Raw genomic sequence first — 25,986 nt, forward strand, 5'->3', positions numbered from 1 at the left:
TTGCAAAAAATTCAAACTCGCGGCCTGGGCCGCACTCGCCGCTGCTGCAGGTGCCTCAGATCTCCATGGGGTCGACCTCAAGCTGCCAGCGCACCCGCGCTTCGCCGGCCAGATGCGCCAGCCAGTCCCCCCAGCCCGGCAGAAAGGCCTGCAGCGCAGGGCGGCTGCTGCTTTCCACCAGCAGCTGGGCGCGCTCGACGTTGGCCACGCGCACGATGCGCAACGGCACCGGATCATAGAGCGTGATGAGCGAGCCGTCGCCCAACTGCGCCCCCAGCCGTTCGCCCGCGTCGCGCGCGGCCTGCAGGTAGGCCAGGGCCTGCGCAATCTCGCGCGCCTCGGCGGTCAGCAAGGCCTGAAAGGCGAACGGCGGCAGCCCCATGGCCTCGCGCTCCTCGAGCGAGTGCCGCGCAAAGCCGGCATAGTCGTGACGCATCAGGGCCTGATAGACCGGCTGCTCGGGATAGCCCGTCTGGATCAGGACCTCTCCGCCGCCCGTATGGCGTCCCGCCCGCCCGGCGACCTGCATCAGTTGCGCGAACAAGCGTTCCGGCGCACGGAAATCCTGTGCATAAAGCATCGAGTCCGCATTCAGTACCCCGACCAGGCCGAGGCGGGAGAAATCATGCCCCTTGGCCACCATCTGCGTGCCCACCAGGATGTCGACCTCGCCGGCATGCACCGAGGCGAACAAGGCCTGCGCGCTGCCTTTGCGGCGCGTGCTGTCGGCATCGATGCGCGCGATGCGGGCCTCGGGAAACCACTCCGCCAGATGCTCTTCGATGCGCTGGGTGCCGCGCCCCATGGGCTGCAGATCCTGGTCACCACAATCCGGACAGGCTCGCGGCACCGGCGCCTGATAACCGCAATGGTGGCACTGCAGCCGGTAGCCGCCGGGGCTGGCGCGATGCAGTACCGTATAGGCCGAGCAGCGCGGGCAATTCGTGACCCATCCGCAGGAGGCGCAATGCAGCACCGGCGCATAGCCGCGCCGGTTCAGAAACACCAGCGCCTGCTCGCCGCGCTCCAGGCGCTCGCCGATGGCATCCAGCAGCTGCGGCGCCAGGCCATTCTTGAGCGGCAGGCGGCGGGTATCGATCAGGCGCACGCGCGGCAGCTCGGCACTGCGCGCCCGGCTCGCCAGGCTCAGACGCAGATAGCGCCCGCGCTCGGCATGGTGCCAGCTTTCCAGCGACGGCGTGGCCGAACCCAGCACCACCGGGATGCCGAGATCGTGGGCGCGCCAGACAGCCAGATCACGCGCCGAGTAGCGCAGACCTTCCTGCTGCTTGTACGAGGCATCGTGTTCTTCGTCGACGATGATGAGCCCCAGCTGCGGCATCGGCGCGAAGATCGACATCCGGGTGCCCAGCAGCATGCGCGCCTGGCCCCGTTGCACCCGTGCCCAGGCCTGCAGGCGCTCGCCGTCGGCCAGGCCGCTGTGCAGCACCGCCAGGCCATCCACGCCTACCAGCGCCTCCAGCCGGGCGCGCAAGGCGGCCTCCAGCTGCGGCGTCAGGTTGATTTCCGGCACCATGAACAGCACCTGCCGACCGGCGGCCAGCGCCTTGCCGGCCGCGTGCAGATAGACCTCGGTCTTGCCGCTGCCGGTCACGCCGTGGAGCAGCACCGGCTTGAACCCTTCGATCGCCTGGATGGCCTGCACGGCTGCCTGCTGAGCCTCATTGAGCGCCGGCGGCGCATCCGGGGCGACCGCCAGGGCCGCCTTGCGCGGCTTGCGCGCGTCCATGCGGGCCACCGGCCCCAGACCAGAGCGCTTGCCTTGATAGGCGGCGGGCTTGCGCAAGGGCGGCGGCAGCACCGGCAGCATGACTTCGCCCAGCGGCCGCTGATAGTACTCGGCGGCAAACCGCGCCAGACGCATCCAATCCGCCGGAAAGGGTGGCAGATCCTGCAGCACCTGTTCGATCTCGCGCACCTGGGCGGCATCGATGGACGGCGCCGCGGGCAACTCCAGTACCACCCCGATCAACTTGCGTCGCCCGAAGGGGACGATCACACGACTGCCCGGCGCCAGTTCCTGCGCGCTCACGCCCGCCGGCGCCCGGTAGTCGAAGGGACCGGGCAGCGGCACATCGAGGGCGACGCGCAGCCAGACGCCAGGAATTTCAGCCATGCCGACTCATGTTCAAGATCGTTGCCACTTAAAGTAGATTCTGGAAGTCGCCGCTAAGCGCCGCGCCGCCAGAGGAGAAGCCACAGACTTTTGCCAGCCTGTGGATAACTTTGGGGAAAACCGCCGGAGAAACCTCTCTGCCGGATTTTCGATTCGCGCCGAAAATTTTCCGCAGCGCCGCAAAAACCATATTTTCGATTTAATTTCATGGACTTAAATCGAAATTACAAGCTTGTGACGAAGCGTTTACGCTTTGCTGCGGAGCCACTCTTGCTGTGCACAACTTGGGAAAGGCGGGCCATGGCCGCGCCTCTTATCCCGCTAGTAGTCACTTACTCGCATGCAGACGGCGGCTGTAGCTGTGGACTTCGTCGACCAGTTCGGTAACCGCTTCGGGTGGAGTGAACTGCGAAATGCCGTGACCCAGATTGAAGACATGCCCGCCCTGGCCAACCGGCCCGAAACTGTCCAGCGTACGGCGCGCCTCGGCGCGGATCGCCTCGGCCGAACCGAACAGCGTCATGGGATCCAGGTTGCCCTGCAAGGCCACCGCATCGCCCACGCGCGCACGCGCCTGACCCAGGTTTACGGTCCAATCCAGCCCCATGGCGTCGCAGCTGCTGGCGGCGATGTCTTCGAGCCACTGGCCGCCACCCTTGGTGAAGGCGATCACCGGCACGCGGCGGCCTTCATGCTCGCGCTTGAGGCCGGCGATGACCTTGCGCGTGTAGGCCAGGGAAAACGCCTGGTAGAGCCCGTCGGCCAGGACGCCGCCCCAGCTGTCGAAAATCATCACGGCCTGCGCGCCGGCGTCGATCTGGGCATTCAGATAGCGGCAGGTCGCCTCGGCATTGATTTCCAGGATGCGATGCAGCAGATCCGGCCGTGCATAGAGCATGGTCTTGATCTGGCGGTAATCAGTGCTGCCGCGCCCTTCGACCATGTAGCAGGCGATGGTCCAGGGGCTGCCGGCAAAGCCTATCAGGGGCACACGTCCATCGAGGGCGCGGCGGATGCTGGCCACAGCGTCGAACACATAGCGCAGCTTGTCCATGTCGGGCACCGCCAGACGGGCCACATCGGCCTCGTCACGGAGAGGGTGCGCAAAACGAGGACCTTCGCCTTGGACGAAATCCAGGCCCAGGCCCATGGCATCAGGAACGGTAAGGATGTCCGAGAACAGAATGGCCGCGTCAAGCTCGAAGCGCTCCAGGGGTTGCAGCGTGACCTCGGTGGCGTACTCCGTATTTTGGGCCAGGCCCATGAAAGAACCCGCACGGGCACGCGTGGCCTTGTACTCGGGCAGATAGCGGCCGGCCTGACGCATGAGCCAGATCGGGGTGTAGGGCACGGGTTCACGCAGCAAGGCGCGCAGGAACACATCGTTCTTCAGGACGGCAGTCACGACTTTCCTCTATGACAGGTAGCCCCCGATTTTAGCCTCCTGCCGCCGTCCGGGCGAACTCGCCGCCGCGCTAGCCCGGATCTCGGTCGCGGGCCTGCTCCCGGTAGGGGGCAGCCTGGATGCGGTGCTTGCGCATCAAGGCCCAGAAGGCGCGCCGATGCTTGGCCGCCGCTCGCGCCGCCTGGGTGACATTGCCCTCATGACGCGCCAGGCTGCAGTGCAGATAGGTGCGCTCGAAGTGCCCCACCACCCGCGCCTTGGCCGCGCCGAAAGGGGTGTCCAGCAGGGAGGCGTCCAGCGCCGGCTCGGCGGCCGGCTCGGACAGCTCGGCAGCAGGCGCCCAGTCTGGCGCTGGCTGGCGCTGGCGCCGGCTGGCCGCCAGCGCCACCCGCAGGCGCAGCTCATCCGGGCATTCCGGGCGCAGGAAGTCCTCCAGGCCCAAGCGCAGCAGATCCCGTACGGCGATGGCGCCCACGCCCTCGACCAGGGCCAGCACGGGCGTGCTCAACTCCTGCCGGGCCACCGACAGGGCCGTGCGGACCCACGACAGCGTAGCCGCCTCCACGGGCAGCAGGCAGGCATCGAAGCGGCGCAGGGACAAGGCCGAGGCGCGCAGCCAGACCGTGCTGGCCTGCTGCCCGGCGCATTCGGGAAGCTGGGGGAACAGGCGGGGATGCCCGGCGCGCAGGCTCTGGCCCTGGTGGCGTCGCAACCATTGCTGCAGCCAGGGGCCATGGCCGGGGATCAATACGACGGCGCAATCGTAAGTGTCACGCATCGGCTTTTCCTCTCTTTCCAAGGATGAGCGGAAAGGCTACGCGAGCATCTTGGGGTAGGAAAAGACGCGCCAGCCACAATACGGCAACTACGCACTGGCAAAAACACACCGCACAAAGCACAAGGCGGCCCGAAGGCCGCCTTGCTTGATCCCCGTTTGCGGGAGCCGGACTCAGTGCGAGTTGCGGCCCTGACGCAGACGGCGTGCGGCGGCAGCCTGAGCGGCCAGCATGGCCAGCTCGGCTTCGACCACGGCGATGTCCTCGCTGCTCTTAGCATTGCTCAAGGCCTCTTCGGCCTTCTTGCGTGCCTCGACAGCGCGGGCTTCGTCCAGGTCGGCAGCACGGATGGCCGTATCGACCAGTACCGTCACGCTGCCAGGCTGCACTTCCAGAATGCCCCCAGCGACGAAGATGTTTTCCTCGCCTTCGTCGGCACGGACGATTTTGACCGTCCCGGGGCGGATGCGCGAAATGAGCGGGGTATGCCCGGGCAGAATGCCCAGCTCGCCCGACTCGCCAGGCAGGACCACGAACTTCGCCTCACCGTTGAAGATCGCTTCCTCCGCGCTGACCACATCGACATGCAGGGTAGCCATAATGGTTCCTTATTGCAGTTTCTTGGCCTTCTCGAAGGCCTCATCAATCGAGCCAACCATGTAGAAGGCCTGCTCGGGCAGCGCATCGCACTCGCCTTCGACGATCATCTTGAAACCACGGATGGTTTCGGCCAGCGGCACGTACTTGCCCGGCGAACCGGTAAACACTTCGGCCACGTGGAAAGGCTGCGACAGGAAGCGCTGGATCTTACGAGCACGCGCCACGGCCTGCTTGTCTTCCGGCGACAGTTCGTCCATGCCCAGAATGGCGATGATGTCGCGCAGTTCCTTGTAGCGCTGCAGCGTCTGCTGCACGCCACGGGCCACCTGGTAGTGCTCTTCGCCCACGACTTGCGGGTCGAGCTGGCGGCTGGAGGAGTCGAGCGGATCGACGGCCGGGTAGATACCCAGGGCGGCGATGTCACGCGACAGCACGACGGTCGAGTCCAAGTGCTGGAAGGTCGTGGCCGGCGACGGGTCGGTCAAGTCATCGGCAGGGACGTAAACGGCCTGGATGGACGTGATCGAGCCGGTCTTGGTGGAGGTGATGCGCTCTTGCAGCACGCCCATTTCCTCGGCCAGGGTGGGCTGGTAGCCCACGGCCGACGGCATACGACCCAGCAGGGCGGACACTTCGGTACCGGCCAGCGTGTAGCGGTAGATGTTGTCCACGAAGAACAGGATGTCGCGACCTTCGTCACGGAACTTCTCGGCCATCGTCAGGCCGGTCAGGGCCACGCGCAGACGGTTGCCCGGGGGCTCGTTCATCTGACCGAACACCATGGCGACCTTGTCCAGCACGTTCGACTCTTCCATTTCGTGGTAGAAGTCGTTGCCTTCGCGGGTACGCTCACCCACGCCGGCAAACACGGACAGACCGCTGTGCTGCTTGGCGATGTTGTTGATCAGCTCCATCATGTTGACGGTCTTGCCCACACCGGCGCCGCCGAACAGACCGACCTTGCCGCCCTTGGCGAACGGGCACACCAGGTCAATCACCTTGATGCCGGTTTCCAGCAGCTCAACCGAGGGCGACAGTTCGTCGAACTTCGGGGCCGGCTGGTGGATCGAGCGCTTTTCTTCGCTGGCGATGGGGCCGGCTTCGTCGATCGGACGACCCAGCACGTCCATGATGCGACCCAGGGTGCCGTGACCGACGGGCACCGAGATCGGCGCGCCGGTACGGGCCACGGCCATGCCGCGACGCAGACCGTCGCTGGAGCCCAGCGCAATGGTACGCACCACGCCGTCGCCCAGCTGTTGTTGCACTTCCAGCGTCAGACCCTTTTCGGCAAACGAGGAACCCTCGTCAGCCAGGGTGAGCGCCTCGTAGATCTTGGGCATTTCATCGCGGGGGAACTGAATGTCCACCACGGCGCCGATGCACTGAACGATGGTTCCGTTGCTCATGTCGATTCCTTGATATTTTGACGGGATACTGCCCGGTTTACACCGCGGCAGCGCCCCCTACGATTTCCGAAATTTCCTTGGTGATCGCGGCCTGACGGGTCTTGTTGTAGACCAGCTGGAGATCGGCGATGACCTTCTTGGCGTTGTCCGACGCGGCCTTCATGGCGACCATACGAGCGGACTGCTCCGAAGCCATGTTCTCGGCCACGGCTTGATACAGCAGGCCTTCGACGTAGCGCTGCAGCAGATCGTCGATCACGCTCTTGGCGTCCGGTTCGTAGATATAGTCCCAGCTATAGTCGGACTTGACTTCGGTGGTGCCATCCAGCAGCTCCATGCCCGACTGGAAAGGATCATCCAAACCCGACGCCAGGGGCAGCAGACGCAGGAACACCGGCTCCTGCTTCATCGTATTGACGAAGCGGGTGGTCGCGACGTACAGCGCGTCGATGCGGCCTTCCAGGTAGTCGTCCAGCTGGACCTTGATGGCGCCCAGCAGGCGATCCAGGTCGGGCTTGTCGCCCAGCTGGGTTTCCTGCGACACCAGTTTGGCACCGATACGGGTCAGCAGGCCGAGGCCCTTGTTCCCGAAGGCGGTCGTCTGCACCTTGATGTTCTTCGCATCGAAGTCCTTCAGGCGCGACAGGGTCAGACGGCTGACGTTGGTGTTCAGGCCGCCACACAGCCCCTTGTCGGTGGTGACCAGCACCACGCCCACCGACTTGACTTCACGCTCGTGAAGATAAGGGTGGTGATACTCGGGGTTGGCCTGCATCAGGTGCGCGGCGATCTCGCGCACCTTGGTGGCGTACGGACGACCGGCGCGCATCCGTTCCTGCGCCTTGCGCATCTTGGACGCGGCGACCATTTCCATCGCCTTGGTGATCTTGCGCGTGTTCTGCACGCTCTTGATCTTGGTTCGGATTTCCTTGATTCCGGGCATTGCGCTTTCCTGTTGAGACGGCTGGCGGGTCCGGCCTGAGGCCTTTCCCGCCCTACCGTAGGATGGGCGTTAACCCATCGACTACGCCAGAACTTGCCTTAAAAAGCACCGTGCTTCTTGAAATCCTGGACAGCGGCGGCCAATTCGGCCTCGTCGTCCTTGGACAGTTCCTTGGTGTCTTCGATGCGCTGGATCAGCGCGGCATGCTTGGCCTTGAGGAAATCCTTGAGGGACTTCTCGAAGGACAGCACCTGAGCCACGTCCACGTCATCCAGGTAGCCGTTGTTCACGGTGTACAGCGACACGGCCAGTTCCCACACCTGCAGCGGCTGGTATTGCGGCTGCTTGAGCAGTTCCACCACACGCTTGCCGCGCTCGAGCTGGCGACGGGTCGCGTCGTCCAGGTCGGAGGCGAACTGCGCGAAGGCGGCCAGTTCACGGTACTGCGCCAGGTCGGTACGGATACCGCCGGACAGCTTCTTGATGACCTTGGTCTGAGCGGCGCCACCCACACGCGACACCGAAATACCGGCGTTGATGGCGGGACGGACACCGGCGTTGAACAGGTCGGTTTCCAGGAAGATCTGGCCGTCGGTGATCGAGATCACGTTGGTCGGAACGAAGGCGGACACGTCGCCGGCCTGCGTTTCGATGATCGGCAGCGCGGTCAGCGAGCCGGTCTTGCCCTTGACGGCGCCGTTGGTGAACTTCTCGACGTACTCTTCGTTCACGCGAGCGGCGCGCTCGAGCAGACGCGAGTGCAGGTAGAAGACGTCGCCCGGGTAGGCTTCGCGGCCCGGCGGACGGCGCAGCAGCAGCGACACCTGGCGATAGGCCCAGGCTTGCTTGGTCAGATCGTCATAGATGATCAGGGCGTCTTCGCCACGATCACGGAAGTATTCGCCCATCGTGCAACCGGCGTAGGCAGCCAGGTACTGCATGGCGGCCGAGTCGGAGGCCGAGGCGGCCACGACGATGGTGTATTCCATGGCGCCGTGCTCTTCGAGCTTGCGCACCACGTTGTTGATGGTCGACGCCTTCTGGCCGATGGCGACGTACACGCAAGTGACGCCCTTGCCCTTCTGGCTGATGATGGTGTCGACAGCCACGGCGGTCTTGCCCGTTTGGCGGTCACCGATGATCAGTTCGCGCTGGCCACGACCGATCGGCACCATCGAGTCGATGGCCTTGATACCGGTCTGCAGCGGTTGCGACACCGAGCGGCGGGCGATAACGCCGGGAGCCACTTTCTCGATGATGTCGGTTTCTTTGGTGTTGATCGGGCCTTTGCCGTCGATGGGCATGCCCAGCGTGTTGACCACGCGGCCCTTCAATTCGGGGCCGACCGGCACTTCGAGAATGCGGCCGGTCGTCTTGACCTGGTCGCCTTCGGAAACGCCCGTGTAGTCGCCCAGAATCACGGCGCCGACGGAATCGCGTTCAAGGTTGAGCGCCAGACCGAAAACGTTGTTGGGGAACTCGAGCATTTCGCCCTGCATCACGTCGGACAGACCGTGGATGCGGGTGATGCCGTCGGTCACGGAGACGACGGTACCTTGGGTACGAACATCAGTCGAAGCGCCCAGGCCCTCGATGCGGCTCTTGAGCAGTTCGCTGATCTCGGAGGGATTGAGTTGCATATTGACTCCTGGAATCCTGTTAGTCTCGCGTGCCTTTTCAGGCGGCCAGCGTATCGCGCAAGCGGGCCAGTTGGGCTTTCACGGAAGTATCGAGCACCTGGTCGCCGACAGCCACACGCACGCCGCCGATGAGGGAATGATCGACGGTGACATGCGGCTTGAGCTTGAGACCGAATTTGACTTCGAGCGCGCCGACGAGCTCAGAGACCTGGGCCTCGCTCATTTCGAACGCGCTGGTGATTTCCGCCTGCGCCGTGCCTTCGCGACGATTCTTCAACGCGACGAACTGGGTGGCGATGATCGGCAACAGCAGCAGCCGGTCATTCTCGACCAACAGTTCGATGAAATTGCGCACGGCCTGCGGCAACGACGATTTGATCAGGCTGGTGAAAACCTCGACGCGCTGGGCGTTCTCCAGACGCGGGTCGGACATCACCTCGCGCACGTCAGGGTTCTCGGCAACCTGGGCCAGCTCGCCGACGAGGTCGGCCCAGGCAGCCAGGCCAGCCTTGTCGTCGCACGCAGCGCCGAACAACGCTTCGGCGTAGGGGCGGGCAACAGTGGAAAGTTCAGCCATGACGTTCCCGGATTAAAGCTGCGCCTTGAGCTGGGTCAGCAGCTCGGCATGGGCGCGGGCATCCACCTCGCGCTTGAGAATCTGCTCAGCACCCTGAACAGCCAATGCAGCAACGGCGTCACGCAGCGAATCGCGCGCACGCTGGGCTTCCTGAGCAGCATCTTGGGCAGCTTGAGCAATGATGCGGGCACGCTCGGCCTCGGCTTCGCGGCGGGCCTGTTCGATCAGGACAGCGGCTTGCTTCTCGGCGTCGACAATGCGAGCATGAGTTTCAGACTTGGCAGAAGCTTCGATCAGACTGACGCGCGCTTGGGCCTGGGCCAGGTCGGCTTTCCCTTTCTCGGCGGCGGCAAGGCCGTCGGCGATTTTTTGGCGGCGCTCTTCGATCGCCTTCGTCAGGGGCGGCCACACGAATTTCATCGTGAACCAGCCCAGAACGAAGAACACGATCATCTGGAAAAAGATTGTCGCGTTCAGATTCACGGTCGTTCCTTTAACACCTTGCGGCCCCGGCTACCCGAAAGAGCGGCTCGGAGCACTCGATACTTGCCGGTGCGCGGCGCCATGCGCCACGCCCGGCTGCGGGCCCGCCCATAAGCCGGCGGGCGGGGCCTTTAACCAACGAAGGGGTTGGCGAAGGCGAACAGCATGGCGATACCCACGCCGATCAGGAACGCCGCGTCGATCAGGCCGGCCAGCAGGAACATCTTGGTTTGCAGCGCGTTCATCAGTTCAGGCTGACGAGCCGAGGCTTCCAGGTACTTGCCACCCATCAGTGCGATACCGATGCAAGCGCCGATAGCGCCCAGACCGATGATGAGACCGCAAGCGAGAGCAACGAAAGCGACGTTGGTCATGACAACTCCTTGGTTAAAAATCTGAAATCAAAAAAATGTAGGAAACGGGTACTGCTGGAATGCAAGAAAATCTTGCCATCGGCGCCCGCCACTGCGACAGGCGCCGAAAATTGGGATCAATGACCTTCGTGAGCCTGACCGATATACACCAGAGTCAGCATCATGAAGATGAACGCTTGCAACAGGACGATCAGGATGTGGAAGATGGCCCACACCGAACCGGCCAGCACCTGCCCGATACCCAAACCGATGCTGGCGGCATTCAAGCCGGTCCAGGCGCCGCCCAACAGGGCGATCAGCATGAAGATCAGTTCGCCGGCAAACATGTTGCCGAACAACCGCATGCCCAGCGACACGGCCTTGGCGGCGTACTCGATCAGGTTCAGCAGCAGGTTGAACGGGGCCAGCACGATGGCGGCCAGGCCATGCCCATGGAAGGGGGCAGCGAACAATTCTTTGACGAAACCGCCCGGGTGCTTGATCTTGATGCCGTAGTACAGCATCAGCAGCAGCACGCCCAGCGACATGCCCATCGGGATGTTCAGGTCGGCGGTCGGCAGAATACGGTGGTAGTACAGGGGATCGCCATGCTCGGCTCCCAGGCCGGTCAGGCGCCAGATGGTCGGCAGCAGGTCCACCGGCAGCAGGTCCAGCATGTTCATCAGGATGATCCAGAGGAACACGGTGAGCGCCAGCGGCGTCACGAACAGGCGGCTGGTGGGGTTGTTGACGATGCTCTTGGCCTGGTCATCGACCATGCCGACGATCATCTCGATGAATGCCTGGAAGCGGCCCGGCACGCCCGCGGTTGCGCGGCGGGCGACCATCCACAGGCAGAAAACGACGATCAACCCCATCAGCAAGGACCAGAACATCGAGTCATAGTTGACGACGTCGAACTGGGCGATGACGGATTGCTTCTCACCCAGGTTGTTCAGGTGCACCAGGTGGTGCTGAATGTACTCGGACTGAGGCGATGCGCCACTGGCTGCGGCCATGTGAAATCCTACCCTGTTTGCAGTGCGCCACGACTTGCGTCGCGGAGCGCACGATGGTTAATTGCGCTAAGACAGTTTGCGAAACATCAGCAGTACGAGGTAGCCCTTGAGCGTCAGGATAAGCCCCAGCAATACCGCGGGCCACACCAACCAGGCCTGCGTGTAGTACCAGATCAGCCACAACAGCAGTGCTGTCATGAATAGCTTGACCAGTTCGCCAAAGAAAAATGTCGCTGGATTGGGCCGCACGGACCTGACGACGTTAATGAGCAAGCGCAATGCAAACAAGGCATTGGGCAAGAAATATGCCCCCGCTCCCAATAACGCCGACGTCGCCGCCGCCGTTCCTGCAACAATCCCCGCGATTGCTGCCGCCACGAGTCCCATGAGCCCCTGAGCCAAAACGGCCATGAAGAGCTCCCGGCAGGCCCGCGCATTGATCGCCGCGCGGTCGGCATCGGTAAGTACCAAACTCTTCTGCATCAAGCATCCCCGCTGAGCCCGCCCTCGCGCCACTGCGAATGACCGCAGGGCAATCGGGCCCGCTGCTTTCAAGACCTGTTCTCAGTGCCGATCCCGTATCGCTCACCCGGCACCGCACCGACCATTGCTGGCCGTTCAGAACCCCGGTAAAAACGCCCGATTGCCTGTGGACAGGCCCCGGACGGGAATCGGGCCGCTGATCGTGGCCTCTCTTTGCGTTTCCGCCTAATTTTGCTATGGCCGCCTGGGCGCAGCTTTTTAAGCTACGTGTTATCCCGCAAGCGTCAAACCGCGAAAGTATAGCTTGAAAGCAATTCCACAGACAAATCTAATCGGCGCCGCAAGATAGGGGCGGCAACAGCCATTTCAAGGGCCGCGCCCGACGAGCGCCGGCTTCCTACAGGGAGAACGGCCCCCCCGCTGTCCGCCCGGCAAGCCTTCAGACCCGTTTAACCTCGCCAGAATGTTGCGCCACCGACACAAAACAACGGCAAATTTGTCGGATTAAGAAGAAAAAGGCCGCTACCCATCAAAGTCGGACAGCGGCCTTGCGGGCCGGCCGGCGGCCGGCCCCAGCTCAACGGTGCTTGAAGTCGGGCTTGCGCTTCTCGACGAAGGCAGCCATGCCTTCTTTCTGATCTTCGGTGGCGAACAGCGAGTGGAACACCCGGCGCTCGAACAACAGGCCTTCATTCAGGGGGGTCTCGAAGGCTCGGTTGACGCACTCCTTGGCCATCATGGCCGATGGCAGCGACATGGAGGCGATCACGGTGGCGGCCTCCAGCGCCTCGTCCAGCAGCTTGTCGGCCGGGACCACGCGCGAGACCAGGCCGGCGCGCTCGGCCTCCTCGGCCCCCATCATGCGGGCCGTCAGGACCAGATCCATGGCCTTGGCCTTGCCCACGGCATGCGTCAGGCGCTGAGTGCCGCCGGCACCCGGGATCACGCCCAGCTTGATCTCCGGCTGGCCGAAACGGGCGCTGTCCGCAGCGATGATGATGTCGCACATCATGGCCAGCTCGCAACCGCCACCCAGTGCATATCCGGCCACTGCGGCGATCACGGGCTTGCGGATGCGCTTGAGGGTTTCCCAGTTGCGGCTGATGTAGTCGGTGCCGTACACATCCATGTACGACCAGTCCTTCATGGCGCCGATGTCCGCGCCGGCGGCGAAGGCTTTCTCGCTGCCGGTGATGACGATCGCGCCAATACCCGCGTCCGCTTCGAAAGCCAGCAGGGCCGCTCCCAACTCATCCATGAGCTGATCGTTCAAGGCATTGAGGGCCTTGGGCCGGTTCAGGGTCAACAGGCCAACCCGGCCACGGGTTTCAACCAAAACAAACGACTCGCTCATTGTGAATGTCTCCTGCGAAGTTGAACGAAGCTTGGGGAATACGGATAGTAGAGCCTGCCGGCACTAAAATGGTCCAGGCCATTTTGCTGAGCAGGTTCTGGAATGAACGACAACGCCATACTGTACCGCCTCGAGCCCTTCGACCTGGCGGGCCACCGCTACCGGATAACCCTAACGGTGCCGCAGCCGGATCCGCTGGGCCAGCAGTTGTCGCTGCCGGCCTGGATTCCCGGCAGCTACCTGATCCGCGATTTCTCGCGCCAGATCGAAACGCTCACGGCCCGCGCCGGCAAGCAGGTGCTGGGCAGCCACAAACTGGACAACCACACCTGGCGCATCGACCCCTGCGACGGGCCGCTGGAAGTCGAATACACCGTCTATGCCTGGGATCTGTCGGTGCGCAGTGCGCACCTGGACGAGACCCACGGCTTTTTCAACGGCACCAGCGTCTTTCTGCGCGTGCACGGCCAGGAGCAGCGCCGCTGCCTGCTGGACCTGCAGGCGCCGGACCAGGCGCGCGGCTGGAAGGTCTACACCAGCCTGCCCCTGTCGGGCGGGCGGCACGGGGCAAGACGCCATGGTTTTGGCCGCTACGAAGCGCCCGACTACGATGCCCTGATCGACCATCCCGTGGAGATGGGCACGCCGCAGGTGGCGCGCTTCGAGGCCCACGGCGCCCTGCATGAACTGGTCTTCACCGGCGTGATCCCGCAACTGGATCTGGCCCGCATTGCGCGCGACGTGCGACGCATCTGCGAGACCCAGATCGCCTTCTTCGAGCCGCGCTCACGGCGGGCGCCTTTCCTCGACAGCGCCGATCGCTATGTCTTCATGACCATGGTGACCGGCGACGGCTATGGCGGCCTGGAGCATCGCGCCAGCACCGCGCTCATGGCCGCGCGCAAGGACCTGCCGGTCATCGGCCAGGATGGCCAGAGCGAGGGCTATCGCAATTTCCTGGGCCTGGTGAGCCACGAGTACTTCCATACCTGGAACGTCAAGCGCATCAAGCCGGCGGCGTTCGTGCCCTACGATCTGCAACGCCCCGACCTGACCCGCCTGCTGTGGGTCTTCGAAGGCTTCACGTCCTACTACGACGATCTGCTGCTGCTGCGTTCCCAGGCCATTACCGAAGCCGACTATCTGCGCCTGCTGGGCAAAACCATCAGCGGAGTGATGCGCAGCCCCGGGCGTCACAAGCAATCGGTAGCCGAAAGCTCCTTCGATGCCTGGACCCGCTACTACAAGCAGGACGAGAATTCACCCAACGCGCTGGTGAGCTACTACACCAAGGGTTCGCTGGTGGCGCTGGGCCTGGATCTGCTGATCCGTCGCGAGAGCGGCAACGCGCACTCGCTGGATGATGTGATGCGACTGCTGTGGCAGCGCTTCGGACGCGATTTCTATCGCGGCCAGCAAGCCGGCCTGGACGAAGACGCGCTGCCGGGACTGATCCGCGAGGCAACCGGCGTGGACACGGCGCGCTTCATCCAGCGCTATGCCTACGGCACCGACGACCTGCCGCTGGCCGATCTGCTGGCCGGACAGGGCATCTCGCTGCGCTGGCAGGGCGGCGAAGGTTGCACGCTCGATGTCCGCACGCGCCGCCAGGGCGACGCGCTGGTCCTGGCGACGGTATTCGAGGGCGGGGCTGCGCATCGCGGCGGCCTGTCGGCCGGCGACGTGCTGGTCGCCATCGATGGCATCAAGGTCGACCCGGCCGGGGGTCTGGAGCCGCTGCTGGCGCGCTATCGCGCGGGAGACCGGCTGCGGGTGCACGTGTTCCGGCGCGACGAACTGCGCAGCTATCGGGTACGCCTGGGCGCGCCCGAAGCGCTGGATTGCGAGCTCAGCCGCCGCTGACAGATCGCCCGCCGGTCCGGGTCGCGCAAGCCCGCAGCAGGCCTCAGCTCCGCTCCCAGCGGCGCTGGATATCCTTGGCGGCCACCACGCCGTCGGCCATGGCCGTGACCACGCAGGGATGGGCCCGGTTGGCGACCTCGCCGATGGCATAGACATCGGGCAGGCTGGTGCGCGCCGTCGCGGCATCGGTCTGGATGTAGCCGCGCGCATCGCGCGCCAGCGCCAGCCCATCGGCGAAACCGGCCTGCGGCTCCCAGCCGTAGAACACCAGGATCAGGTCGTAGGGCTGGCCGTTGACCGTGCGCGCGGCCGGGTCGACCTCGTAGGGCCCGACGCTCACGCCGTCGCGGCCGGCGCGCTGCACCCACTGCTGCTGCGCCCGGACGCTGCGCGCATACAAATGCACCCGCCGCGCGCCGCGGTTGCGCACATAGACAAAATTCTCGAAGGCGTTGTCGCCACCGCCCAGCACCGCCACCGACAGGCCGGCGTAATCCTGGGCCACGATGGACGAACCCGGCCCGATCAGCACGCCGGGCCAGCGGGCCTGGGGCGGATGGCCCGGCAGGCCGCGGGCGCGAACGCCGGTGGCGATCACCAGGCAGCGGCCATGAAACCATTGGGGCGCCCGCGCATCGCCAGCGGCCAGCGCAATGCCTCCCTCACAGGGCACAACCTCCTGCGCCGGCGCATCGCAATGCAGCGGCACCCCGGCGTGCGTCAGGCTGAGGCCGATACGCTGGGCCACTTCCTGGCCGGTCACGCCCGGCGCAGCCACGATCCAGTCATCCGGGAAAGGATTGTGGGCAGCCAGGCCGCCCACCTGCCCGGAGGCTTCGATCAGCACCGGCGCCAGGCCCAGGTGCGCCAACCACACCGCGCATGACGCGCCGGCCGGGCCCGCACCCACAATGACCGCATCATAGAACTGCCGCATCTTCCTGTTTCTTCCTTGAACGCGCCGCAAAGGCGCCTGTCTGCATGGAGCACCACCGATTGTAGTCAGCCCCCGCCGCCAGCGGCCGTACAATCCCGGATTCTTCTGCCCCGAGTTGACCATGCCCACCCGCCGAATTTTCATTTCCGGCCTGGCCCTGGATGCCCGCATCGGCATCCTCGAGCACGAACGCCGCGCCACCCAGCCCCTGCATGTCGATGCCGAGTTCGATATCGACATCACGCGCAATGTCGATGACCAGGATATCCACAGCGTGCTGGACTACCGTCGCCTGCGCGAAGCCATCGTGCAGCAGTGCACCCAGGCCCACGTCAATCTGATCGAAACGCTGTCCGAGCAGGTGGCCGAACGGTTGCTGGCCGACTTCGCGGAAATCCGCGCGCTGCGCCTGCGCATCAGCAAGCCCATGGCCTTTTCCGACTGCAACGCCGTCGGCGTGGAAATCCAGATCAACCGCTGACATCATGAGCACCCCCGGAATCGAACGCCCGGCGCGCAGCCCGGCCGAGGAAAAAGCCCGCTACGAGGGCAACAAGCTGACCAAGCGCCTGGCGCGCGAGACCACTCGCGCCCTGTCCGACTACAACATGATCGAAGAGGGCGACCGCGTCATGGTCTGCCTGTCCGGCGGCAAGGATTCCTATGCCATGCTGGACATCCTGATGGCGCTGCAAAAGCGCGCGCCCTTCCGCTTCGAACTGATCGCGGTCAACCTGGACCAGAAACAGCCCGGCTTTCCGGCCGAGATCCTGCCCGAGTACCTGAGCGGGCTGGGCGTGCCGTTCCACATCGAAACCCAGGACACCTATTCGATCGTCACGCGGGTGCTGGCCGAAGGCAAGACCATGTGCTCGCTGTGCTCGCGCCTGCGCCGCGGCATCCTGTATCGGGTGGCCGACGAGCTGGGCGCCACCAAGATCGCCCTGGGCCACCATCGCGACGACATCCTGGGCACGCTGTTCCTGAACCTGTTCTATGGCGGCAAGCTCAAGGGCATGCCGCCCAAGCTGGTCTCCGACGACGGCCGCCACACCGTGATCCGGCCTCTGGCCTACGTGGCCGAGACAGACCTCATCGCCTACGCCGAGCTCAAGCAGTTTCCGATCATTCCGTGCAACCTTTGCGGCTCTCAGGAAAACCTCAAGCGCAAGGAAGTCTCGCGCATGATCCAGGAATGGGATCGCAAGTATCCGGGACGCTCCTGGAATGTGTTCAATGCGCTTTCGCGCGTGGTGCCCTCGCACCTGATGGATCGCGAACTGTTCGATTTCGTGGGCCTCAGGCCCACCGGCGTGCCGGACGCCAATGGCGATATCGCCTTCGATGAGCCCGACCTGCCCGCCGCTCCCTGTAGCGACGACGCACCGCAAAACGCCCAGGAAGGCCTGCAGGAGCAGGCCCTGGTGTTCAGCCGGACGCGCTAGGCGTTCAAGACATGAACCGGCGTGCCGGCCTGCCAGGCCAGCACGGCCTTGAGCGCGTTGCGGTAGAAGGCCTCGAAGTTGGACTGGCTGACATAACCCAGGTGCGGGGTGAGGATGACGTTATCGCGATCGCGCAGCGGATCCATCGGCGGCAGCGGTTCTTGCGGATAGACGTCAAGCCCCGCGCCGGCGATACGGCGCTTGTCCAGCGCGTCCATCAGCGCGCTCTGGTCGACCAGCCCCGCACGCGAAGTGTTGACCAGATAGGCCGTCGGCTTCATGGCGGCCAGCGATTCGGCGTCGACCACCCCGCGCGTGCGCTCGCTGAGCACCAGGTGGATGCTGACGGCGTCCGCCGTGGCGAACAGCTCGGCCTTGTCGAGCCGCCGCACACCCGCCTGGGCGGCGCGCTCGTCGGTCAGGTTGGGGCTCCAGGCCACCACATCCATGCCGAAAGCCTGGCCCACCCGGGCCACGGCCTGACCCAGCTTGCCCAGGCCCAGCACGCCCAGGCGCTTGCCGGCCAGAGGTTGCGGCATGCCGGTCTGCCACATGCCGCGGCGCATGGCCGCGTCTTCCTGGGGCAGATGCTTGAACAGGGCCAGCAGGTGCGCCCAGGCCAGTTCGGCGGTGGCGCCGGCCGCCTCGGCGCTGCCGGGCGCGCCGCAGACCAGCACGCCGCTTGCCGAGGCCGCCGCCATGTCGATGGCCTGGTTGCGCAGGCCCGTGGTGACCAGCAACTTGAGCTGCGGCAGGGCCCGGATCAGCTCGGCCGGGAAAGGCGTGCGCTCGCGCATGGCCACCACCACGTCGAAAGGCAGCAAGGCCTCGATGCGCGCCGCGCCTTCGGGCAGCGGATCGCGCAAGGCCGTCACCTCCGCATCCAGCACGGACCAGTCGGCGTAGCGCAGCGCCACATCGTGGTAGTCATCCAGCAGGGCGATCTTCATGAGGCGACTCCGGGCAGGGTCAGCGCGCGGCCTGCAGGCGCGCCTTGAGTTGATCCAGCGACATGGCGCCGCTTGCGCGCGTGCCATTCTCGAAAAACACGGTGGGCGTGCCTCGCACCATCAGCCGGCGCCCCAGCGCCACCATGGCGTCCACCGGCGCATCGCACTGCGCAGCAGACGGGCGCTGCCCGCTGAGCATCCAGTCATCCCAGCTCTTGCCCGGATCGTCGGCGCACCAGACATCACGCACCTTGCGGTTCGAGTCGGGCGACAGGATGGGATACATGAAGGTGTAGATGGTCACGTCATCGAGTTGCTTGAGCGTCTGGCGCAATTGCTTGCAGTAGCCGCAATTGGGGTCTTCGAAGACAGCCAGCTTGCGCGTGCCCTTGCCCTGGACCTGCCTGAGGGCGAGATCCAGCGGCAGCTCGGAAAACGCCATGGCGCTGGCGCGCTCCTGGTTGGCGCGCGTGACGTCGCGCCGGGTGGCCGCGTCGATGAGCGGCCCCAGCATGACCCAGGTCACGCCCTCATCGGTGTAGATCATGTCGGTGCCGACCTGCACTTCGAACAGGCCATAGGGGGTGCGCTTGACGGCCACCACCTCCATGTCGGTGAAGCGCAGCTTGAACCGCTTCCTGACTTCGTCGGCGGCCGGATCGTCCGGCTGCAGGGAGCGCGTGCCATAGACCTTGTCGGCTGCCGCCGCCTGCCCGGGCTGGGTCGAATAGACCTTGTCCTGGGGGGCCTGCTGGGCCTGGGCAGCAGCGCCCGGCAGACCCAGACTTGCCAGAAGAAAACCGAGGCCCATGACGGCGAAACGGGCTTTCATGCGGTGAGGCTCCAGAGAGGGCGCGAACGGCGGTCAGTTGCGCGAGGCTTGTTCGATAAGGTGGCGTTTGAGAAACGGCAGGTCATCGACCAGCCGCATGCCGGCATTGCGCAGGAAGGCCATCGGTGCATTGTGGGCGGCAAACAGGCGGTGCAGGCCATCGGTGGCCAGGCGCATGGCGGCCACCGGCTCGGCGCGCGCGCGCTGGTAGCGCCGCAATACGCGCAGATCGCCCGCCGCGCGGTAGGGCTCGCGCTCGGCGATCACGCGGGCCAGCGCTTCGACATCGCCCAACCCCATGTTCAGGCCCTGCCCGGCCAGCGGATGCAGGCGATGGGCGGCATCACCCACCAGGGCGATGCCGGGCGCCACCGGCTGGGATTGCTCCAGGGTCAGGGGGAAGCCGTGCAGACGGCTGCGCACGCGCAGGCGACCCAGACGCTGCTGGCTGGCCTCCTGCAGGCGGCGTTCAAGCTGGGCGGCCTGCTCCCCGGCGGGCAATGCCAGCAACTCGCGGGCCTGCGCCTCGCGCATCGACCAGACCATGGAGACCTGCGATCCGTCGCGCGTGTCCGGCAGCGGCAGCAGCGCCAGCACGCCATCGTCGCGGAACCATTGCAGGGCGGTGCCATGGTGCGGCAGTTCGGCATCCAGGTGCACCACCAGGCCGATGTCGCCATAGGAACGGGCTTCATGCTTGAGGCCGGCGGCCGTGCGCAACGGCGAGGCCGCGCCATCGGCGCCGATGAACAGCTCGGCCGCGATACGTTGCCCGGCGTCCGTTTCGATCTCGCCGGGACGCCAGCCAGTGGCGCGCGCTTCGATCCAGGGAATGCCGAACATGCGCACCGCCTGCAGCAGCACGCGTTCGATCTCGCCCGACTCAACGATCCAGGCCAGCTGTTCATGGGCCGCCTGCCAGGCCTTGAGTTCGACGCGGCCGTCGCCATCGCCGTAGATTTCCATGCCGCGCACCGGGGTCAGGCGCGCCTCGGGGATGGCATCCCAGATGCCCAGCTGCGCCAGAAAGCGCTGGCTGGCCGGCGAGATGGCGTAGACGCGCGGGTGGTAGACATCGGGCTCGGCCGGCGCCAGCTGGGCACGCGGCGCCAGCAAGGTGACGCGCTGCTGACGCCGGGCCAGCGCCAGCGCCGTGGACAGGCCGACGATGCCGGCCCCGCATACGAGAATCTGTGGTGTCATCGCGCCGACGGCTCCCCGGCCTGCTTGGGCCACAGCAGCCACATCTGGCCGCGCTGCTTCATGCGGCCGGCCTGCTGCCCGGCCTCTTCGCCAAAGCCCCAGTAGTAATCGGCCCGCGCCGCGCCCTTGATGGCCGTGCCCGTGTCCTGAGCGAACACCAGGCGCTGCAAGGGACGATCGGTGGCGGGATAAGTGGTGCTCAGGTAGACCGGCGTACCCAGCGGCACGAAGGTGGGATCGACCGCGATGGCGCGCCCGGCTGCCAGCGGAATGGCATAGGCGCCCTTGGGCCCCTGCTCGGGATCATCGACCGCCTCTTCGCGGAAGAACACCACGGCCGGATTGGCGTTGAGCATTTCCGGCACGCGCGCCGGGTTGCGTTGCGCCCAGGCGCGGATGTTCTGCATCGAAGCCTGGTTGGCCGAGAGTTCGCCACGATCGATCAGCCAGCGGCCGATGGACGCGTAAGGCCGCCCATTGTGATCGGCGTAGGCGACCCGTATGGTTTTGCCCTTGTCCGGCCCGTCGGTCAGCAGCACCCGGCCCGACCCCTGCACCTGAAGAAAAAAGTTGTCGACCGGATCATCGACCCACACCAGCGCCGGCGGCTTGCGCGAACCGGCCTCGATCTCGGCCCGCGCGTCATAGGGCACCACGCGGCGGCCGTCGAGCTTGCCGCGCACACGCTTGCCGGCCAGATCAGGGTAGACGGACCCCAGGTCGATGATGAGCAGATCATCCGGCACGGCGTACAGGGGCCATTGATAGCGCCCGCCGCGTTCGCGCGAGCCGCGCACCAGCGGCTCGTAGTAGCCGGTGACGGTATTGGAGGCCGGCCGTGCATCGGCGCCATTCAGGCGCCAGGGCTGCAGATGAGTCTGCAGAAAGCGGCGGACGGCCGCGGCGTCGCCGGGGGCCGGCGCGCGCGCCGGATCGGCGGCGGCCGCACAGACCGGCTGCCAGGCGCGCGGCGTGGCGCGCGCCGGGGCGGCCAGATTGCCCGAGGTCGGGCGCATCAGGCCCTTGCAGTTGCGCAGCACCAGCGGCCACAGGCGCGACAGGTCGTCGCTTTCCCAGCCCGGCAGCTCCGACCAGGCGGCGCGTTGATAGCGCCCGGCCAGCGCACGCGGCGCCGTGTCGGGCAGCGAGGCCAGCGCGGGCACCCGCAGCGGGCCTTCTGGCAGGCTCGCGGCCGGGCCCTCGCCGGCAGGCGGCGCCATGTCGGGCGTGGAGCATGCCGCCAGCAGCGCCGACAGCAGGGTCAGGGTAAGAAGGCGTTTCATGGTGGCGAAAGACATCCGTTCAGTGCAGCGTGCGCGGCATGGCCAGCACGAACTCGGCGATCGGCACCTCGAAGGGGATGCCGTTCTCGCCGACACAATGGTAGGTACCGCGCATCGTGCCTACCGGGGTCGGCAGGGGACAGCCGCTGGTGTATTCGAAGGTTTCGCCCGGCGCCAGCAGGGGCTGCTGACCGACCACACCCAGGCCGCGCACTTCCTGCACCTGCTGGTTGCCGTCGCTGATGATCCAGTGGCGGCTGATGACCTGGGCCGGCTGCGCACCCGTGTTGGTGATGCGCACCGTGTAGGCGAAGACATATTGCTGCTGACTGGGATCGGACTGCTCCGGCACAAAACGCGGGGTCACGGATACGGTCAGATCGTAAGGTTTCACAGGCCTTTCCCGGAATTGGACATTCAAGATTGGCGGGCGCGGCCGGCAGCCGTCACACAGTTCTGCACGCCAAACTACAATAATTGCACATTATGCCCCCGGAAATCCCCAACATCATGTCCTCCCAGGCCCGCTGCCGCATCGCTCCCAGCATTCTATCCGCCGACTTCGCCCGCCTGGGCGAAGAAGTGCGCAACGTCGTCGACGCCGGCGCCGACTGGATCCACTTCGACGTCATGGACAACCATTACGTCCCCAACCTGACCATCGGCCCCATGGTCTGTGCCGCCATCCGGCCCCACGTGAGCGTGCCCATCGACGTGCATCTCATGGTCGAGCCGGTCGACGAACTGATCCCCATGTTCGCCAAGGCCGGCGCCGACATCATCACGTTCCACCCCGACGCCAGCCGCCACGTGGACCGCACGCTGTCGCTGATCCGCGACCACGGCTGCAAGGCCGGCCTGGTGTTCAACCCGGCCGAATCGCTCAGCCACATGGATTACGTGATGGACAAGCTGGACCTGGTGCTGCTGATGTCGGTCAACCCCGGCTTTGGCGGCCAGTCCTTCCTGCCCGCCACGCTGACCAAGCTGCGTCAGGCGCGTGCGCGCATCGACGCCTGGACGGCCAGCGGCGGCCAGCCCATCCTGCTGGAAGTCGACGGCGGCGTGAAGCCCGACAACATCGCCGAAATCCGCCGCGCCGGCGCCGACACCTTCGTGGCCGGCTCGGCTATCTTCGGCCAGCCCGACTACAAGCAGGTCATCGAAGCCCTGCGCAGCGAAATCGCCAAAGGCGAATCGCTGCAGGCCTGAACGGAGACCGCCCATGACGTCATACCGCGCCGCGCTGCTGGACCTGGACGGCACGCTGCTGGACTCCATTCCCGATCTGGCCATGGCCGCCAACGCCATGCGTGTCGAGCTGGGCATGCCGCCCCTGCGCGAAGACGTGCTGGCCACCTTCGTGGGCAAAGGGGTCGACAACCTGGTGCGCCGCACGCTTGCCGCCAACCTCGATGCCGACACCCTGGACGAAGCGGTGTTCGCGCGTGGCCGGGCCTCGTTTCATCGCCACTATCACCTGGTCAACGGCGACCGCGCCCGGGTCTATGACGGCGTGATCGATGGCCTCAAGCGCATGCGCGAGACAGGCCTGCGCCTGGCCGTCGTCACCAACAAGCCGACCGAGTTCACCCTGCCGCTGCTGCAGCGCACCGGCCTGGCGGGCTTCTTCGAACTGGTGGTCTGCGGCGACACCTGCGCACGCCGCAAGCCCGACCCCGACCAGGTGCTGCATGCCTGCGAACAAATGGGCATCGACCCGGCGCAAGCCGTCATGATCGGCGACTCGGTCAACGACACGGTGGCCGGCCGGCGGGCGGGCACGGCGGTGCTGGCCGTGCCTTATGGCTACAACGAAGGGATGGACGTGCGTTCGCTCGAAGTCGATGGTATAGTGGATTCACTTGTCGAGGCCGCCGACTGGATCGGCCGGCAAGCCTGATACCCGATACCTCGTATCCGACCACCCAAAGAACGCTGCTTTCATGATCGCCATCTCCCTGACCCAAATGCGCAACGCCTCGTGGCGTTGGTGGCGTTTGTCTTCCGGGTGGCGATAAATCCTTCCCGGCCCTAGACGCGTGCACCGCGCCGCGCTAGAGCCAGCAGCCAAAGCCCGGAACCTTCAAAGGACCGGGCTTTTTTGTTTGTGTGTCTGGTCCTTCGGCAACCCTGATCCCGAGACCCGACATGACCGAACTTGAATTCAAAGCCCTCGCCGCCCAAGGTTACAACCGCATCCCGCTGGTGGCCGAGACCTACGCCGACCTGGACACGCCGCTGGCGATCTACCTGAAGCTGGCCCACAGCGGCCCGCAGAACGGCCGCATGAGCTGCCTGATGGAGTCGGTGGTGGGTGGCGAACGCTTCGGCCGCTACTCCTTCATCGGCCTGCCGGCGCGCACCGTGATCCGCGCCAGCGGCACCCTCACCGAAGTGCTGCGCGACGGCGTGGTGGTCGAGACCCACGAAGGCGACCCGCTGAGTTTCATCGAGCAATACCAGGCCCGCTTCCGGGTGGCCCTGCGCCCCGGCATGCCGCGTTTCTGCGGCGGGCTGGCTGGCTACTTCGGCTACGACACCGTGCGCCACATCGAACCGCGCCTGGGCCCGGCCACCAAACCGTTCCCCACCGGCATGGAAGAAGGCACGCCCGACATCATGCTGCTGCACGTCGATGAGCTGGTCATCGTGGACAACCTGGCCGGACGCACCTATCTGATGGTCTACGCCGACCCGGCCGAGCCCGAGGCGTACACCCGCGCCCAGGAACGCCTGCTGGCGCTGCGCACGCGCCTGCGCAAGCCGGTCGACATCCCCTACAGCCATCCCAGCCTGCAGACCGAGGAGCGACGCGACTTCGCCAAGGAAGACTATCTGGCGGCCGTACGCCGCGCCAAGGAGTACATCGCCGCCGGCGACCTGATGCAGGTGCAGGTCGGCCAGGTGATCGCCAAGCCGTTCCGCGATGCGCCGCTGTCGCTGTACCGCGCACTGCGCTCGCTCAATCCCTCGCCCTACATGTACTTCTGGAACTTCGGCGACTTCCAGGTCGTGGGCGCCTCGCCCGAGATTCTGGTGCGTCAGGAGCAGATCCAGGAAGATGGCCAGGCCAAATCGCAGATCACCATCCGACCGCTGGCCGGCACCCGCAAGCGCGGCGCCACGCCCGAGCAGGATCAGGCCCTGGCCGCCGAACTGCGCGCCGACCCCAAGGAAGTGGCCGAACACGTCATGCTGATCGACCTGGCCCGCAACGACGTGGGCCGCGTGGCCGAGACCGGCTCGGTGCGCGTGAGCGACACCATGGCCATCGAGCGCTACTCGCATGTCATGCACCTGGTGTCCAACGTGACCGGCAACCTCAACCCCGGCATGAGCAGCATGGATGTGCTGCGCGCCGCCTTCCCCGCCGGCACCCTGACCGGCGCGCCCAAGGTGCGCGCCATGGAAATCATCGATGAACTCGAGCCGGTGCGCCGCGGCATCTATGGCGGCGCGGCCGGTTACCTGAGCTATGGCGGCGAAATGGACGTGGCCATCGCCATCCGCACCGGCGTCATCAAGAATGGCACGCTCTACGTGCAGGCGGCCGCCGGCGTGGTGGCCGACTCCAGCCCCGAGCTGGAATGGGCCGAAACCGAAGCCAAGGCGCGCGCGGTGCTGCGCGCCGCCGAGCAGGTCCAGCACGGCCTGGACGAGCCCATCTGAGCCCCGACCCGAACCGCCCCCTCATTTTTCAAGGTTGCACTCCCATGCTGCTGATGATCGACAACTACGATTCCTTCACCTACAACCTGGTGCAATACTTCGGCGAGCTCGGCGAAGACGTGCGCGTGGCGCGCAACGACCAGATCACGCTGGAAGAGATCGCCGCCCTGGCGCCGGATCGCATCTGCGTCTCGCCCGGCCCCTGCTCGCCGGCCGAGGCCGGCATCTCGGTGCCGCTGATCCGCGAATTCGCCGGCAAGCTGCCCATCCTGGGCGTGTGCCTGGGCCACCAGGCCATCGGCGCGGCCTATGGCGGGCGCATCGTGCGGGCCCAGCAGATCATGCACGGCAAGACCGTCACCCTCAGCCATCGCGGCACCGATATCTTCCGCGATCTGCCGTCCCCGTATACCGTGATCCGCTACAACTCCCTGACCATCGACCCGGCCACCCTGCCCGAGGAGCTGGAGGTCACCGCCACCGCGCAGGACGGCGACATCATGGGCGTGCGTCACAAAACCCTGCCGCTGTATGGCGTACAGTTCCACCCGGAATCGGTGCTGAGCGAGCATGGCCATGCCCTGCTGCGCAACTTCCTGACCCTCTAAGAACAAGGCAACCA

At 65.6% G+C, this 25,986-nt stretch carries 26 protein-coding genes; 7 read left to right on the forward strand and 19 right to left on the reverse strand.

Annotation, left to right across the window (positions count from 1 at the left end; genetic code table 11):
- Positions 1-55: 55 nt before the first annotated feature.
- The 13 genes from A7V84_RS04575 to A7V84_RS04635 all read right to left on the reverse strand — a co-directional run bounded on the left by A7V84_RS04575 (position 56) and on the right by A7V84_RS04635 (position 13,179).
- Entirely contained in the window at positions 56-2,137 is a 2,082-nt protein-coding gene (locus tag A7V84_RS04575; protein WP_051348240.1) for a primosomal protein N', read from the reverse strand.
- Positions 2,138-2,465: 328 nt separating this feature from the next.
- Positions 2,466-3,542, reverse strand: coding sequence for a uroporphyrinogen decarboxylase (gene hemE / locus A7V84_RS04580; RefSeq protein WP_063491623.1), 1,077 nt, complete (start codon positions 3,540-3,542; stop codon positions 2,466-2,468).
- A 70-nt stretch (positions 3,543-3,612) separates the two neighbouring features.
- Positions 3,613-4,320 carry a hypothetical protein gene (locus tag A7V84_RS04585; RefSeq protein ID WP_033534379.1) on the reverse strand — a complete coding sequence of 236 codons (708 nt, stop codon included), beginning with the start codon at positions 4,318-4,320 and terminating at the stop codon, positions 3,613-3,615.
- A 171-nt stretch (positions 4,321-4,491) separates the two neighbouring features.
- Positions 4,492-4,917, reverse strand: coding sequence for a F0F1 ATP synthase subunit epsilon (locus A7V84_RS04590; RefSeq protein ID WP_025515175.1), 426 nt, complete (start codon positions 4,915-4,917; stop codon positions 4,492-4,494).
- A gap of 9 nt (positions 4,918-4,926) precedes the next feature.
- Positions 4,927-6,327: a F0F1 ATP synthase subunit beta gene (gene atpD / locus A7V84_RS04595; protein WP_025515174.1), complete on the reverse strand. Its 1,401-nt coding sequence runs from the start codon at positions 6,325-6,327 to the stop codon at positions 4,927-4,929.
- 37 nt (positions 6,328-6,364) lie between these two features.
- Positions 6,365-7,270, reverse strand: a complete 906-nt coding sequence (gene atpG, locus A7V84_RS04600; protein WP_025515172.1) for a F0F1 ATP synthase subunit gamma — start codon at positions 7,268-7,270, stop codon at positions 6,365-6,367.
- Positions 7,271-7,368: 98 nt separating this feature from the next.
- Positions 7,369-8,910 (reverse strand): F0F1 ATP synthase subunit alpha, encoded by a 1,542-nt coding sequence (atpA, locus tag A7V84_RS04605; RefSeq protein WP_025515171.1) that lies wholly within the window; start codon positions 8,908-8,910, stop codon positions 7,369-7,371.
- Between the two features lie 37 nt (positions 8,911-8,947).
- Positions 8,948-9,487: a F0F1 ATP synthase subunit delta gene (locus A7V84_RS04610; protein WP_025515169.1), complete on the reverse strand. Its 540-nt coding sequence runs from the start codon at positions 9,485-9,487 to the stop codon at positions 8,948-8,950.
- Between the two features lie 12 nt (positions 9,488-9,499).
- Positions 9,500-9,970 (reverse strand): F0F1 ATP synthase subunit B, encoded by a 471-nt coding sequence (locus A7V84_RS04615; protein WP_025515167.1) that lies wholly within the window; start codon positions 9,968-9,970, stop codon positions 9,500-9,502.
- A 131-nt stretch (positions 9,971-10,101) separates the two neighbouring features.
- Positions 10,102-10,344, reverse strand: a complete 243-nt coding sequence (gene atpE, locus A7V84_RS04620; RefSeq protein ID WP_003815363.1) for a F0F1 ATP synthase subunit C — start codon at positions 10,342-10,344, stop codon at positions 10,102-10,104.
- Positions 10,345-10,460: 116 nt separating this feature from the next.
- On the reverse strand, positions 10,461-11,342 hold the full coding sequence (gene atpB, locus A7V84_RS04625) for a F0F1 ATP synthase subunit A (RefSeq protein WP_025515150.1): 882 nt from the start codon (positions 11,340-11,342) through the stop codon (positions 10,461-10,463).
- A gap of 66 nt (positions 11,343-11,408) precedes the next feature.
- Positions 11,409-11,825, reverse strand: a complete 417-nt coding sequence (locus A7V84_RS04630) for an ATP synthase subunit I (protein ID WP_025515149.1) — start codon at positions 11,823-11,825, stop codon at positions 11,409-11,411.
- A 577-nt stretch (positions 11,826-12,402) separates the two neighbouring features.
- Entirely contained in the window at positions 12,403-13,179 is a 777-nt protein-coding gene (locus A7V84_RS04635; RefSeq protein WP_063491624.1) for an enoyl-CoA hydratase, read from the reverse strand.
- A 102-nt stretch (positions 13,180-13,281) separates the two neighbouring features.
- Here A7V84_RS04635 and A7V84_RS04640 point away from each other — a divergent pair, with 102 nt between their 5' ends.
- The gene (locus tag A7V84_RS04640) at positions 13,282-15,042 is read left to right on the forward strand and encodes a M61 family metallopeptidase (RefSeq protein WP_063491625.1); all 1,761 of its coding nucleotides are present in this window, start codon (positions 13,282-13,284) and stop codon (positions 15,040-15,042) included.
- A 43-nt stretch (positions 15,043-15,085) separates the two neighbouring features.
- On the opposite strand, the gene A7V84_RS04645 is transcribed toward A7V84_RS04640, so the two are convergent.
- Positions 15,086-15,979 (reverse strand): NAD(P)/FAD-dependent oxidoreductase, encoded by an 894-nt coding sequence (locus tag A7V84_RS04645; RefSeq protein ID WP_033534377.1) that lies wholly within the window; start codon positions 15,977-15,979, stop codon positions 15,086-15,088.
- A gap of 121 nt (positions 15,980-16,100) precedes the next feature.
- Between A7V84_RS04645 and folB the strand changes: the two genes are divergently transcribed.
- On the forward strand, positions 16,101-16,460 hold the full coding sequence (gene folB / locus A7V84_RS04650) for a dihydroneopterin aldolase (protein WP_025515142.1): 360 nt from the start codon (positions 16,101-16,103) through the stop codon (positions 16,458-16,460).
- Positions 16,461-16,464: 4 nt separating this feature from the next.
- Complete coding sequence (gene ttcA, locus A7V84_RS04655) at positions 16,465-17,424, forward strand: tRNA 2-thiocytidine(32) synthetase TtcA (protein ID WP_025515141.1); 960 nt, start codon at positions 16,465-16,467, stop codon at positions 17,422-17,424.
- On the opposite strand, the gene A7V84_RS04660 is transcribed toward ttcA, so the two are convergent.
- From A7V84_RS04660 to apaG, 5 genes are read right to left on the reverse strand one after another with little or no spacing between them, the layout of a single operon-like run.
- Positions 17,421-18,374: a D-2-hydroxyacid dehydrogenase family protein gene (locus A7V84_RS04660; protein ID WP_025515140.1), complete on the reverse strand. Its 954-nt coding sequence runs from the start codon at positions 18,372-18,374 to the stop codon at positions 17,421-17,423. The two genes, ttcA and A7V84_RS04660, sit on opposite strands and share 4 nt — an antisense overlap.
- 19 nt (positions 18,375-18,393) lie before the next feature.
- The gene (locus A7V84_RS04665; RefSeq protein ID WP_063492549.1) at positions 18,394-19,185 is read right to left on the reverse strand and encodes a DsbC family protein; all 792 of its coding nucleotides are present in this window, start codon (positions 19,183-19,185) and stop codon (positions 18,394-18,396) included.
- A gap of 54 nt (positions 19,186-19,239) precedes the next feature.
- Positions 19,240-20,409 carry a UbiH/UbiF family hydroxylase gene (locus tag A7V84_RS04670; protein WP_033534376.1) on the reverse strand — a complete coding sequence of 390 codons (1,170 nt, stop codon included), beginning with the start codon at positions 20,407-20,409 and terminating at the stop codon, positions 19,240-19,242.
- On the reverse strand, positions 20,406-21,692 hold the full coding sequence (gene mltA / locus A7V84_RS04675; protein ID WP_025515136.1) for a murein transglycosylase A: 1,287 nt from the start codon (positions 21,690-21,692) through the stop codon (positions 20,406-20,408). Before mltA ends, A7V84_RS04670 begins: the two co-directional genes overlap by 4 nt.
- A gap of 19 nt (positions 21,693-21,711) precedes the next feature.
- Complete coding sequence (apaG, locus tag A7V84_RS04680; protein WP_025515135.1) at positions 21,712-22,086, reverse strand: Co2+/Mg2+ efflux protein ApaG; 375 nt, start codon at positions 22,084-22,086, stop codon at positions 21,712-21,714.
- 92 nt (positions 22,087-22,178) lie between these two features.
- Between apaG and rpe the strand changes: the two genes are divergently transcribed.
- From rpe to A7V84_RS04700, 4 genes are all read left to right on the forward strand, one after another.
- Positions 22,179-22,904, forward strand: a complete 726-nt coding sequence (gene rpe, locus A7V84_RS04685; protein WP_033534375.1) for a ribulose-phosphate 3-epimerase — start codon at positions 22,179-22,181, stop codon at positions 22,902-22,904.
- Positions 22,905-22,917: 13 nt separating this feature from the next.
- Positions 22,918-23,595, forward strand: a complete 678-nt coding sequence (locus tag A7V84_RS04690; RefSeq protein ID WP_025515132.1) for a phosphoglycolate phosphatase — start codon at positions 22,918-22,920, stop codon at positions 23,593-23,595.
- 248 nt (positions 23,596-23,843) lie between these two features.
- On the forward strand, positions 23,844-25,364 hold the full coding sequence (locus A7V84_RS04695) for an anthranilate synthase component I family protein (protein WP_025515131.1): 1,521 nt from the start codon (positions 23,844-23,846) through the stop codon (positions 25,362-25,364).
- Between the two features lie 44 nt (positions 25,365-25,408).
- On the forward strand, positions 25,409-25,972 hold the full coding sequence (locus tag A7V84_RS04700; RefSeq protein WP_025515130.1) for an aminodeoxychorismate/anthranilate synthase component II: 564 nt from the start codon (positions 25,409-25,411) through the stop codon (positions 25,970-25,972).
- Positions 25,973-25,986 lie beyond the last annotated feature (14 nt).

Origin of the sequence: Bordetella trematum, assembly GCF_900078335.1 — a bacterium.
Lineage (GTDB): Bacteria > Pseudomonadota > Gammaproteobacteria > Burkholderiales > Burkholderiaceae_B > Bordetella > Bordetella trematum.